Raw genomic sequence first — 13,491 nt, forward strand, 5'->3', positions numbered from 1 at the left:
ATCTCTCTTGTGGAACGGACTGTTTCTAAAGAAAAATATAACTGTGAAAAAAATCACAAAAAAGTATTTACATCGAAAAAAAAGTGTTGTATGATGTGTATGTGAAATAATTAACAAATAACCATGACTCAGTAGGAGGAACATAATGGCTAAAATAATGGAAAAAGAAGAGACAAAAACTGTTGATGTACAAGCGATGATCGACGATTTAGCGACAAAAGCAAATGTTGCGTTGAAAGAAATGGAAAGTTTTGATCAAGAAAAAGTAGATCACATTGTGCATGAAATGGCAATGGCTGCATTAGATCAGCACATGCCTCTAGCAAAAATGGCTGTCGAAGAAACTGGCCGTGGCATCTATGAAGATAAAGCAATCAAAAATATGTATGCTTCAGAATATATTTGGAACAGTATCAAATATGACAAAACTGTCGGAGTAATCAATGAAGACACTCAAAAAGGATTGATTGAGATTGCTGAACCAGTCGGCGTCGTTTGTGGCGTAACACCAACAACAAACCCAACTTCAACAACAATCTTTAAATCAATGATCGCTTTGAAAACCAGAAACCCAATCGTTTTTGCTTTCCATCCAAGCGCTCAAAAATGTTCCGCTGAGGCAGCAAGAGTCGTTCGTGATGCAGCCATCGCAGCAGGTGCGCCAGAAAACTGTATCCAATGGATCGAGCATCCATCGATCGATGCGACTTCAATGTTGATGAACCACCCAGGAATTGCAATCGTATTAGCAACTGGTGGCGCAGGCATGGTAAAATCCGCTTATTCAACTGGTAAACCAGCTTTAGGTGTTGGACCGGGTAACGTTCCTGCATATATCGAAAAAACAGCAAAAGTAAAACGTGCAGTGAATGACTTGATCGTATCAAAAACATTCGATAACGGCATGATTTGTGCTTCTGAGCAAGCAGTCATCGTAGATAAAGAAATCTATGCAGCCGTAAAAGCAGAATTCCAAGCTCACCAAGTGTACTTCGTCAAACCAGCAGAGCTTTCAAAATTAGAAGATGCTGTCATGAATGAAGGTAAATACGCTGTAAATCCTGCAATCGTGGGACATTCAGCAATGGATATTGCAAAATTAGCAGGGATCAATGTACCAGAAGGAACCAAATTATTAGTGGCAGAATTAGAAGGCGTAGGGCCTGATTATCCACTTTCACGTGAGAAACTTTCACCGGTTTTAGCAATGGTCAAATCAAACAGTACAGAACATGCTTTCGAATTATGTGAAGGAATGTTGAACCTTGGTGGATTAGGGCATACAGCTGTCATCCATTCAGAAAACGAAGAGTTGCATGTTCAATTTGGACTACGCATGAAAGCTTGCCGTATCTTAGTCAACACACCATCAGCAGAAGGCGGAATCGGAAATATCTACAACGAAATGATTCCATCATTGACACTAGGTTGTGGTTCATACGGAAAGAATTCTGTTTCAAGAAACGTATCAGCAGTCAACTTAATCAACGTCAAAACTGTAGCGAAACGGAGAAATAACATGCAATGGTTCAAATTACCACCAAAAATCTTTTTTGAAAAGAATTCTTTGCTTTACTTGGAAAAAATGGAAAACGTTGAACGTGTCATGATCGTTTGTGACCCAGGTATGGTCCAATTCGGCTACTGTGACACTGTAAGAGAAGTATTAGCACGTCGTAAAAATGATGTGAAAATCGAGATCTTTTCAGATGTTGAACCAAACCCTTCAACAAATACAGTTTACGCTGGTACAAAAATGATGGCGGACTTCAAACCAGATACAGTGATCGCTCTTGGGGGCGGATCAGCAATGGATGCGGCGAAAGGCATGTGGATGTTCTATGAGCACCCAGATACTTCATTCTTTGGCGCAAAACAAAAATTCTTAGATATCCGTAAACGTACGTATAAAATCGACAAACCTGAAAAAACACAGTTTGTATGTATCCCAACAACATCAGGAACTGGTTCAGAAGTGACACCATTCGCAGTAATCACAGATAGCGAAACACATGTGAAATATCCATTAGCTGACTACGCATTGACACCAGATGTGGCAATCGTTGATCCACAATTTGTGATGTCAGTTCCCGCTTCTGTTACAGCGGATACAGGTATGGATGTATTGACACATGCTATCGAATCTTATGTCTCTGTGATGGCTTCTGATTACACTCGTGGGTTGAGTTTACAAGCAATCAAATTAGTCTTTGACTACTTGGAAAAATCAGTGAAAACACCAGATATGGAATCACGCGAAAAAATGCATAATGCGTCAACAATGGCTGGTATGGCCTTTGCCAATGCCTTCTTAGGAATTTGTCACTCAGTTGCGCATAAAATCGGTGGAGAATACGGTATCCCTCATGGACGTACAAATGCGATCCTATTGCCGCATATCATCCGCTATAATGCGAAAGATCCACAAAAACATGCGATGTTCCCTAAATATGACTACTTCCGTGCGGATACAGACTACGCGGATATCGCGAAGTTCTTAGGTTTGAAAGGGAAAACAACAGCAGAGCTTGTAGAAGCATTGGCAACAGCTGTTAGCGACTTAGGAAAATCTGTTGGTATCGACATGAGCTTGAGAGCGCAAGGCGTGACGCAAGAAACATTAGACACAACAGTTGATCGCATGGCTGAATTAGCGTATGAAGATCAATGTACAACAGCCAATCCAAAAGAACCATTGATCAGTGAGTTGAAACAAATCATTATCGACGCATATAATGCGTAATTCATAACTAAAAGTTGTCCCAACAACGAATCAAGCATGAGAGAATCTTCTCACTTGGTTCGTTGTTTTTTCTTTTTAAGATAATGTCTATCAAGCGATACACCAGAAGAATTTCCGGAAATAATTTTTGTAGAATCGCTCAATATGTTGTTAGAAGAGAAAAATGTCGTAGCTTTTTTTTCTAATATCTAAAAAAAGAAGTATTAGATAACTCGAATAATAGGTATTTTGATGAATATGCTATGCTACTATTTTTCTATAAAAAAGGAGATGAGATCTTGAAGAAATATATTGTTACTTTGTTGATTGCGTGTGTCGTTTCTCTTGGACTATCCTTTCTTTTGGAACGAGAAATCTTACGTAACATTGGCATTGGGTTACTTTTGATCGGAATTGCACTTTCTGGCACAGCAGTTTCAGGGGATCGCATGCGAGCGAATCAGGAAAATAGCGAGTTGGGTTTTCGTAAGAACTACTTTTGGTTTCCTTTACTTGCATGTTTGCCATTTTTTATGGTGTATACATTTTTATAAACGGTTGATTTTGAAGCCATGACGAGCGGTAGGCGTCATGGTTTTTCTTTTGATAGGGCTCTTTTTTACAGAAAACCCATTAATAATCTCGTTATGTCAATTTTAGATAGTTTTTGTTCAAATGATGCTATTTATTGAGAAAGCGTTTACTGATATATTAACAGCATAGAATGAAAGCGTTTAAAAAGGAGAGGGGAAATTGATTATTAAAGAGGAACTATTTGTACAGAAAGAAGTTGTAGAAGGAACGATTGACCGATTAGTGGAGAATTTGACGACGATCAACGATGATTTAGGTGAATTTTTATTGGATTTTGATGGGTTAAAGGTGGATGACAAAAGTTGGTCTATTTGGAACTGGCCACAAGGTGTAGGGCTATACGGTATCTATAAAAATTATCAGTTGACTAAAAATCCTCGTGCGGCGGAAGTGGTGAAGGAATGGTTTGAAGCACGGATGCAAGAAGGCGCACCGCCGAAGAACGTCAATACGATGGCACCAATCCTCACGATGGCGTATTTATATGAGGAGACAGGTGATACACGCTACTTGCCTTACTTGAAGCAATGGGCGGAATGGGTCATGAATGATATGCCTCGGACAGAGGAAGACGGATTACAGCACGCTACATATGGACCGGAAAATAAGAATCAATTGTGGGATGACACCTTGATGATGACGGTTTTGCCATTAGCCAAAATCGGTAAGCTCCTAGATCGTCCAGAATACCTAGAGGAAGCCAGATACCAATTTATGATCCACATCAAATATTTGATGGATAAACGTACAGGTCTTTGGTACCACGGGTGGACCTTTGAAGGTAATCATAATTATGCGGAAGCATTTTGGGGAAGGGGAAATTGTTGGTTGACGATTGCGATTCCTGAAATCATCGCGATTCTGGAACTAAAAGAAGGAGATGCTTTCCGTAAATTATTAATAGAAACGCTAGAAGCCCAAGTGCAAACCTTAGCAGATCAGCAATCAGAAAGTGGCTTATGGCATACCTTGATCGATGATCCAACCTCATACTTAGAATCATCTGCGACAGCAGGTTTTGCTTACGGTATTTTAAAAGCAGTGCATGAGCGCTACTTGCCAAAGAAATATTTAGAAACCGCCTATCGTGCGATCCAAGGGTTGCTTGAGCAAGTAGATGAAACTGGCGAAGTTCAAAATGTTTCGGTAGGTACAGGGATGGGCGATGATTTAGAGTTTTACCGTACGATTGGCAAGACAGCGATGCCTTATGGCCAATCGTTACTTGTATTATGTCTGACAGAATTACTTGTGTCGTATTGTTGATAGAAAGGAGAAAAAAATGAAAAAAACACTTGCTTTTGCTTTTTGTTTACTGGGAATCATCGGTTTGAGTGGTTGTAGTAGTCAGTCAAGTGTTGGTGTTGTCGCAAATGCAGAGGAAGAAGCAACGATCACTTTACGTTTTGCTTATGCCAGTAATAGTCAGCCAGTCATTGATGCAATGAATAAATTCGGAGAGTTAGTAGAAGAAAAAACAGCTGGCTCAGTCAAAGTAAAATATTTTCCTGATGGTCAATTGGGGGGAGAACGTGAATTGATCGAACTGACTCAATCAGGTGCGATTGATTTTACGAAAGTCAGTGCTTCTGCGTTAGAAAGTTTCCCTAAAGTCTATTCGATTTTTTCAGTTCCTTACTTGTTCAATGATGAGCAACATTTCTTCAATGTCATGGAGAACGAAGAGATCATGCCACCCATTTATCAATCAACGACAGATTTAGGTTTTTCTGGTCTCACCTATTATGATTCAGGGCAACGTAGTTTTTATATGGTCGATGGCCCGATCCACACACCGGATGATCTAAAAGGGAAAAAAATCCGCGTGATGCAAAGTGAAACGGCCATTAGAATGGTGGAACTACTAGGTGGATCACCTGTGCCGATGGGCAGTGACGAAGTATATACTTCGCTACAGTCAAACTTGATCAACGGATCAGAGAACAATGAATTTGTTTTGTATACAGCCGGGCATGGTGGTGTAGCCAAGTATTATTCCTATGATGAGCATACACGAGTACCGGATATCATCATCATGAACGATGCGATCAAAGAACGTTTGACTGCTGAGCAACAACAAGCAATCGAAGAAGCGGCGAAAGCATCAACGATTTTTGAAATCGAAGCATTCGCTCAAGCAATCGAAGAAGAAAAAAGAGTGGCAACGGAAGAATATGGCGTCCAGTTCAATGAAGTGGACAATACGCCATTTCGTGAAGCAGTCGCACCGTTGCATGACGAATTCAAAAATCATCCGGATTTTCAGACGCTTTACCGAATGATCCAAGAAGAAGGGGTGTAATCGATGAAAAAAGGAATCAGTCGGCTGTTAGAATTTCTAGGAGCATGTCTGTTGATCGGTATGATCATCATTGTCTTGTGGCAAGTATTCTCGCGAACGATTTTGGGTAATCCAAATACTGTAACAGAAGAATTAGTGCGTTTTGGATTAGTCTGGTTTGCGATGCTATCTTCCGCTTATGTAGTGGGTCAAAAAGGGCACTTAGCAGTTACACTGTTAAGTGAGAAACTGACTGGTAAGAAAGCGAATGTATTGGAGATCGTCGTTCAGTGTCTTTTTCTGGCTTTTGCAATCACGATCATGGTTTATGGTGGTTGGAATGCTGTGACATTGACGATGGGGCAAATTTCCCCTTCATTAGGGATTCCGATGGGCTATGTCTATTTATCGGTGCCGGTCTCAGGTGTTTTGATCATTATCTACAGTTTGATCAATTTGATTGAAGCAATGAATAGGAAGTCTGTCGTTCAGGAAAAGGGATAGGAGGAATTTGATGGCTTTAGAAGCAGGTGCAATTTTATTTTTTGTTTTTGTCTTTTTATTGATTGTTGGAATGCCCATTGCAATCAGTATCGCTTTTTCATCGATGCTCACGTTGTTATTAGCGATTCCCTTTGATGTCGCAGCGTTTAGTTCTGCGCAAAAAATGGTCGGGAGTATCAATAGTTTCTCATTGATTGCCATTCCATTTTTCGTTTTTTCAGGAATCATTATGAACCATGGTGGGATTGCTAAAAAATTAGTTGATTTTGCTATGTTGTTTGTTGGTCGGATCCCTGGGTCTTTGGCCCATACGAATGTTTTAGGAAACGCATTGTTCGGCTCAATCTCCAGTTCGGCGATTGCTGCTTCGACAGCGATTGGGGGCGTGCTGATTCCGCAACAAGTCGAAGAAGGGTACGATCGTAAATTTGCGACAGCAGTCAATATTGCTTCGGCACCTACAGGGATGGTGATCCCACCAAGTACAGCATTTATCATGTATTCTTTAGTTGCCGGAGGCGCTTCGATCTCAGCTCTATTTATGGGTGGCTATTTAGTGGGAGCTTTGTGGTCGTTAGGAATCATGCTCGTTGCATTTGTAGTGGCGAAGAAAAATAAATATCCGACAGTACCAAAAGGACAAGGGAAGCAAGTCGGAAAAGTGTTAAAAGAAGCAATCCCAAGTTTAGCTTTGATCGTTATCATCATTGGTGGTATTTTAACAGGATTCTTCACAGCTATCGAAGCATCTGCGATTGCGGTATTGTATTCTTTATTGATCTCCATGTTCTTCTACAAGACAGTGAAACTACAAGATATACCAAAGATGTTGGTACAATCCGTGGCGATGTCGGGAACGATCATGTTTTTATTAGCGACGTCTTCCATGATGTCATTCGCTATGGCATTTACTGGGATACCTCAAGCAATCAGCAGTCTGATCATTGGAGTCACTGATAATCGCTTCATTATTTTATTATTGATCAATATCATTTTGTTACTTGTTGGGATGTTTATGGATGTCGCGCCAGCGATTTTGATTTTTACGCCGATTTTCTTGCCGATCGCGACAAGTGTTGGTGTCGATCCAGTCCACTATGGCTTATTTTCGATCATGAATCTTTGTGTCGGTTCCATTACCCCACCAGTAGGTACCGGACTATATGTAGGAGCGAGTGTTGGTGGAGTTAAAGCAGAAGCGATGTTGAAGCCGCTGTTACCATTTTACGGTGTCATATTAACAGTTTTATTGTTGATTACGTATTTCCCCAAAATCGTGATGTGGTTACCGGATCTATTAGGATAAAGGAGAAAGCATGATGAAATTAAACCTAGTCGCCAGAGGGCATGACTTGAGCCATGTACAAACCGTGGATGATTTAGCAAAAAAAGTGAGTCAACAAAAAATTTCTACGCTACAATTGGCATTAAGTCGTTCATTTCCTACACTTCCATCAGATGGACAAGCCATCAATGCTGGAATGGGGCAATATATGAAAAATATTCTCGCAAAAGAAGGCGTAAGTGTCGGTATTTTAAGCTGTTATATCAACATGATCCACCCTGATCTATCTGTTCGTGAAACGGTGCTTCGTCAATTTGAACGATATCTCCAATGTGCTGCAAGCTTCGGGGCGACGATGGTCGCAACCGAGACGGGGAGCGTGAGTGAAGCAGGTTATACAGAGAAGAACTTTTCGGAGGAGGCCTTTTCACAAATCGTTGAAGCGATTCGCCAGTTAGTGCGAGCTGGCGAAAAATATCGAATGATGGTCGGTATCGAACCAGGGTTGAATCATCCTTTGTATTCGCTTGATCGCGTAGCAGAGTTAATTGAAACAATCGATTCGGATTATCTGGGTATCATTTTAGATCCAACGAATTTGATCACTGCAGAAAATCATCACCAACAAGTTGGATTAGTCGAAGAAGCCTTTGAACGGTTTGGAGAAAAAATTTGCGGATTGCATCTGAAAGATTATATTGTTTCTAACGAAGAAGAGATCATCCCGGTAGATCTAGGAACAGGCATGATCGATTATGAAGCCATTGTAAACATCGCACAGAAACATCGTCCCTATCTTTATATCGTCTTAGAAGAAACAAAGGATGATGCACTAAAACAAAGTGTAATCATGTTGGAACAAGCCACAGGATAAGAAAATAATAGAATACCCGATTGTTCAATAGTGAGCAATCGGGAAAAGGGGGATAGAGATGGAAAAGAAACCGATCAATGGAAAACAAGTGAATACGATGATTTCGGATCAGTATGAGATTTATCATGTAAAAGATATCGTTAGCCAAAACAAAACGGTTTATCATCATCATGATTTCTATGAGATCCATGCCACTTTGGAAGGAGAAGCCATTTTTTATTTAGATGGTCGTCAGTTTACGATCCAATCAGGAAATGTTTTATTGATCCATTCAAGAGATCTGCATCGGATCGTTCGTCAATCAACTGATGTATTCGAGCGTGTCTACATGTTTATCACCCCTGCATTCTTAGAGAGTCGTTCCACCAAGTGGTCCAATCTATCCGCCTGTTTTTGGCCGATTGGTGAACGCCGAAGCCGGATATTACATATTGAACCACAAGTACTAAAAGAAAAACTTTCTTTTATCGACCAAACGTTGGATCGAAAAGATTATGGTGCAGATATTCGTTATGAACAAGCGCTAGTCGAATATTTGATTTTTCTCAACCGTATGGTACAGATCGAAGAACATATTTCGGAAGAAAATTTCACTGTACCAAATGAACGGTTAGAAAAAATGCTCCAATTTGTCGCAGAGAATTTGAGTGAACCCCTCTCACTCAAACAAATGGAAAAAGAATTTTTCATCAGTAAATATCACGTGACTCGCGAATTCAAAAAACATACTGGTTTTACCTTTCATCAATACGTGATGAAGAAAAAACTACTTTATTCAAAACAACTATTAAGAGAGTACGGCAACTCAAGTTCCGTTTATAGTAAATGTGGTTTCGCTTCTTATCCTCACTATTTACGCGCATTCAAAACCGAATTTGGCGTAACTCCCAAAGAATTTTTGAAAAAAGATCTGGCAGGAGCGTTTGTTCATTATACGCATTATGAAGAAGAAAACAAAGATCCCTTTTAAATTATCGTTCTTTCCGATATAATTTCCTATATAGAAATAGGAGAGTGGAATATGGAAAATAAAAAACCTTATGGGACCGTTTTAATCAAAGCTTCGCATATTTTAGATTATCTAGCAGAGCATCCAGATGCTTCATTACAAGAAATTGCAAAAGGTATCGACATGACGTCATCTACTGCATTAAAAATTTTAGATACGTTATCCATGATTGGTTATGTAAATAAAAATCAAGAAAAAAATTATCGTTTAGGTGGGAAACTGGTCCGATATGCAAACAAAAATATCGATCAAATCGATCTAGTTGAACGTACTTTGCCATTTTTGGAAAAACTACAACAAACAATTGATGAAACCATTCATCTAGGTATTTTAGACAACAACGAGATTCTCTATGTCAATAAGTTGGACCCTAAAAATCAAACGATCCGTATGTCTTCAAAAATCGGTATCACGAGACCTTTATATAGTTCAGCAATGGGGAAAGCCGTCTTGGCGCATTTTACGGAAGAGCAATATCAACAGTATATCGAACAATGTCCTCTGGTCCCCTTCACTGAATATACAATTACCAATTCTTTAAAACTAAAAAAAGAGATCCAGCAAGTTAAACAAACAAAAATCGCCTTCGATGATGAAGAAGTCGAAAAAGACATTTTTTGCATCGGTACCTCTTTAGTTCATGAGAACCAGGTGGTTGGAGCGTTTAGTGTCAGTATGCCGAAATACCGATTAAGTGAAGAAAGCAAGGCTCAAATCATTCAAACGATCCTGCAAACGAAAGAAGAAATCGAAAAAACTTTTGAAAAAAGCTAAAAAGCGTTTGCATTTTTTTATTCCTGCCGTATAATGAAGATGTAAATTTCTTTATTGTAAACTATAATTTCCAAATAAGAAATGGGTGGGAAGATGAAAAAAATGGATATCTTATCTCGTTTGAAACAAGCGGGAGTTATTGCAGTCGTACGAGGAGCAACAAATGAAGAAGCACTGAATGCTTGTCACGCGATTATCAAAGGCGGACTAACTGGCATTGAGTTGACTTTCACCGTGCCACAAGCAGATCGAGTAATTAAAGAACTAGTAGAAACCTACAAAGACCAACAGGATGTGGTGATCGGTGCAGGGACAGTGTTGGATGCTATTACTGCGCGTTTAGCGATTTTAGCAGGTGCTGAGTATATCGTCAGCCCCTGTTTTGATCAGGAAACCGCAGAACTATGCAATTTATACCAAATCCCTTATTTACCAGGATGTATGACGATCGATGAAATCAAAACAGCGCTAAAAAGTGGCGTAGACATCGTCAAACTATTTCCTGGAAGTGCTTTCGGTCCAAGTATCATCTCTGCATTCAAAGCGCCGATGCCCCATGTCAATATCATGCCTACTGGTGGGGTCAGTTTAGAAAACATGCAAGAATGGTTTGAGGCAGGCGTGATCACTGTTGGTGTTGGTGGGAACTTGTTGGCTCCAGCAGCTCATGGAGATTTTGAGGAAGTGACAAAAGTCGCACAACAATATGCGGCAAAAATGAAAGAAATTACGAGGTAACCGCTGATGGGAAGAGTCGTGACACTCGGAGAAATCATGCTACGCTTGTCGACAGAACAGGGACAACGGTTACAAGACAGTGATCATTTTTGCGCGCATTATGGCGGTGGGGAAGCGAATGTCGCGATCTCATTAGCAAATTATGGACATATGGTTTCGTTCATGTCAAAAGTCCCAGAACATTCACTGGGTCTGGCAGTCGAAAAACACTTACGAAGCTATGGGGTAGATACTAGCCTACTGCTGAAAGGCGGCCCTCGGCTTGGCACATATTATATGGAAACAGGGATCGGTGAACGTGCGGCTTCAGTCATTTATGATCGTGCTGGTTCTAGTTTCGCGGTGATGGATCGCTTGGAATGGTCACTAGAGGATTGTTTTAAGGGAGTCGATCTATTCCATGTTTCAGGAATCACACCGGCATTATCAGAAAATTGGCGATGGCTGACAAAAGAACTTATGGAAGCAGCCAAACAAGCAGGTTGTCAAATCAGTTTTGATATCAATTATCGGGGCAAGCTGTGGACACAACAAGAAGCGGGTAAAGTGTTAGAACAATTATTACCACTCGTTGATATTTGTTCAGCGGGTGAGATGGATGCGCTTTATTTGTTAGGGATAGCAAAAGCACCTGAAACGACAGTAAATCCACTTATTTATTATTACGAAAAAATGCAAGAAAGATTTCCCAACATCCAAACGTTTTACTCAACCAAACGTACGGTGCATTCAGCGAGTGAAAATGATCTACAAGGTACCTTGTGGATGAAGGATAGCTATTTCGAATCGCCGCTTCATCAAGTCACTTCGATCGTTGATCGTGTGGGTGGAGGAGATGCGTTTGCTGGGGGATTGCTTCATGGAATTTTAGAAGAGATGCAACCACAAGCAATTATTGATTTTGCGACAGCAGCCTCTGCGTTGAAACACACGATTCATGGAGATTGCAACCAATTCAATCAAGCAGAAGTTGCTAGTTTTATCACTAGCGGTTCTGGAAAAATCATTCGATAAAGGAGAGTCTATCAACATGCAAGAAATGGAAACACGTTATACACATAGCCCAGAGGATATCCGTCATTATTCAACAGAACAATTGAGAAATGAATTTTTGGTAGAGAAAGTATTTGTTCCAGGGAAAATCAGTCTTACTTATACGCACAATGATCGTATGATCTTCGGCGGTGTAACACCAACAACTCATCCATTAGAAATCAAACTAGATAAAGAACTAGGTGTTACTTATTTCCTAGAACGTCGCGAGCTTGGTGTGATCAACATCGGCGGACCCGGATTCATTGAAATCGACGGTGAAAAAGAAGAAATGAAGAAACAAGATGGGTATTACATCGGTAAAGAAACGGAGCATGTAGTTTTCTCCTCGGTAGATCCAGAAAACCCTGCAAAATTTTACATCAGTTCTGTGCCAGCACATCACAAATATCCAAATGTAAAAATCAGCATCGATCAAGTGAAACCCATGGAAACAGGCGAAGGCGTCACATTGAATGAGCGCAAAATCTACCAATATATCCATCCAAACGTTTGTGAAAGCTGTCAATTACAGATGGGTTATACCATTTTAGAACCGGGTAGTTCATGGAACACGATGCCTTGTCACACACATGAACGTCGCATGGAAGCTTATGTTTACTTTGATTATGCAAATGAAGATACACGTGTGTTCCATATGATGGGTAAACCAGATGAAACCAAACATTTAGTCGTAGATAATGAACAAGCCGTGATTTCGCCAAGTTGGTCGATCCACTCAGGTGTTGGCACAAGCAATTATTCGTTTATCTGGGCAATGTGTGGTGAAAATATCACCTATACAGATATGGATATGGTATCAATGGATCAATTGAAATAGGAAAGGAAGATAAAAATGTCATTCAATATGGATATGTTTCGCTTAGACAATAAAGTCGCTTTAATCACCGGTGCGGTATACGGAATCGGTTTTGAGATTGCTCGCTCATTAGCAGAAGCTGGAGCAACGATCATCTTCAATAATTTAACTCAGGAATCAGTAGATGAAGGGATTGCCAACTACAAAGAAATTGGCATTGAAGCAAAAGGCTATGTTTGTGATGTGACGGATGAGTCAGCAGTACAAGCAATGGTCAAACAAATCAAATCAGAAGTTGGTCCAATCGATATTTTGGTCAACAATGCAGGCATCATCAAACGTACACCAATGATCGAAATGGATGTGGCGGATTTCCGTCAAGTCATCGACGTAGACTTGAACGCACCATTCATCATGTCGAAAGCAGTCATCCCAGATATGATTGAAAAAGGTGGCGGGAAAATCATCAATATTTGTTCAATGATGAGTGAACTTGGCCGTGAGACAGTAAGTGCCTATGCTGCTGCTAAAGGCGGATTAAAAATGTTGACGAAAAACATTGCTTCAGAATATGGTCAGTACAACATTCAATGTAATGGGATCGGACCTGGCTATATCGCGACGCCGCAAACAGCGCCATTAAGAGAAACACAAGAAAACGGGGAGCGTCATCCATTTGACCAATTTATCGTTGGCCGTACACCAGCCGCTCGTTGGGGTGATCCAATCGACTTAGCTGGACCATCTGTCTTCTTAGCATCAAGTGCGTCTGATTTTGTTAACGGACATATCTTGTATGTAGATGGCGGTATCTTAGCTTATATCGGAAAACAACCATAATAAACAAAGAATGACGAG

General features: G+C 40.3%; 13 protein-coding genes. All 13 read left to right on the forward strand.

Annotated features, from left to right (window positions below):
* Positions 1-145: 145 nt before the first annotated feature.
* The 13 genes from adhE to IGK01_RS01170 all read left to right on the forward strand — a co-directional run bounded on the left by adhE (position 146) and on the right by IGK01_RS01170 (position 13,473).
* Entirely contained in the window at positions 146-2,743 is a 2,598-nt protein-coding gene (gene adhE, locus IGK01_RS01110; protein WP_019722420.1) for a bifunctional acetaldehyde-CoA/alcohol dehydrogenase, read from the forward strand.
* Positions 2,744-3,021: 278 nt separating this feature from the next.
* Positions 3,022-3,276: a hypothetical protein gene (locus tag IGK01_RS01115; protein ID WP_010736588.1), complete on the forward strand. Its 255-nt coding sequence runs from the start codon at positions 3,022-3,024 to the stop codon at positions 3,274-3,276.
* A 199-nt stretch (positions 3,277-3,475) separates the two neighbouring features.
* A complete protein-coding gene (gene bglB / locus IGK01_RS01120; RefSeq protein WP_438770458.1) occupies positions 3,476-4,582 on the forward strand; it encodes a beta-galactosidase BglB in 1,107 nt (368 codons plus the stop codon).
* A 16-nt stretch (positions 4,583-4,598) separates the two neighbouring features.
* Positions 4,599-5,618: a TRAP transporter substrate-binding protein gene (locus tag IGK01_RS01125; RefSeq protein ID WP_438840437.1), complete on the forward strand. Its 1,020-nt coding sequence runs from the start codon at positions 4,599-4,601 to the stop codon at positions 5,616-5,618.
* Between the two features lie 3 nt (positions 5,619-5,621).
* Positions 5,622-6,101 (forward strand): TRAP transporter small permease, encoded by a 480-nt coding sequence (locus tag IGK01_RS01130; protein ID WP_010736585.1) that lies wholly within the window; start codon positions 5,622-5,624, stop codon positions 6,099-6,101.
* A 10-nt stretch (positions 6,102-6,111) separates the two neighbouring features.
* Positions 6,112-7,407, forward strand: a complete 1,296-nt coding sequence (locus IGK01_RS01135; RefSeq protein ID WP_349521336.1) for a TRAP transporter large permease — start codon at positions 6,112-6,114, stop codon at positions 7,405-7,407.
* Positions 7,408-7,420: 13 nt separating this feature from the next.
* Complete coding sequence (locus IGK01_RS01140) at positions 7,421-8,260, forward strand: sugar phosphate isomerase/epimerase family protein (RefSeq protein ID WP_062805850.1); 840 nt, start codon at positions 7,421-7,423, stop codon at positions 8,258-8,260.
* A gap of 58 nt (positions 8,261-8,318) precedes the next feature.
* On the forward strand, positions 8,319-9,230 hold the full coding sequence (locus tag IGK01_RS01145) for an AraC family transcriptional regulator (protein ID WP_062805849.1): 912 nt from the start codon (positions 8,319-8,321) through the stop codon (positions 9,228-9,230).
* A 51-nt stretch (positions 9,231-9,281) separates the two neighbouring features.
* The gene (locus IGK01_RS01150; RefSeq protein WP_010736580.1) at positions 9,282-10,043 is read left to right on the forward strand and encodes an IclR family transcriptional regulator; all 762 of its coding nucleotides are present in this window, start codon (positions 9,282-9,284) and stop codon (positions 10,041-10,043) included.
* 93 nt (positions 10,044-10,136) lie between these two features.
* Positions 10,137-10,781 carry a bifunctional 4-hydroxy-2-oxoglutarate aldolase/2-dehydro-3-deoxy-phosphogluconate aldolase gene (locus tag IGK01_RS01155; protein ID WP_041684164.1) on the forward strand — a complete coding sequence of 215 codons (645 nt, stop codon included), beginning with the start codon at positions 10,137-10,139 and terminating at the stop codon, positions 10,779-10,781.
* A gap of 6 nt (positions 10,782-10,787) precedes the next feature.
* The gene (locus IGK01_RS01160) at positions 10,788-11,795 is read left to right on the forward strand and encodes a sugar kinase (RefSeq protein WP_010736578.1); all 1,008 of its coding nucleotides are present in this window, start codon (positions 10,788-10,790) and stop codon (positions 11,793-11,795) included.
* 16 nt (positions 11,796-11,811) lie between these two features.
* Positions 11,812-12,654 carry a 5-dehydro-4-deoxy-D-glucuronate isomerase gene (gene kduI / locus IGK01_RS01165; RefSeq protein WP_062805847.1) on the forward strand — a complete coding sequence of 281 codons (843 nt, stop codon included), beginning with the start codon at positions 11,812-11,814 and terminating at the stop codon, positions 12,652-12,654.
* A gap of 15 nt (positions 12,655-12,669) precedes the next feature.
* A complete protein-coding gene (locus IGK01_RS01170) occupies positions 12,670-13,473 on the forward strand; it encodes a gluconate 5-dehydrogenase (protein ID WP_438840438.1) in 804 nt (267 codons plus the stop codon).
* The last annotated feature ends 18 nt before the right edge of the window (positions 13,474-13,491 follow it).

This window comes from Enterococcus sp. AZ080 (genome assembly GCF_051714945.1).
Taxonomy (GTDB): Bacteria; Bacillota; Bacilli; order Lactobacillales; family Enterococcaceae; genus Enterococcus_B; species Enterococcus_B pernyi.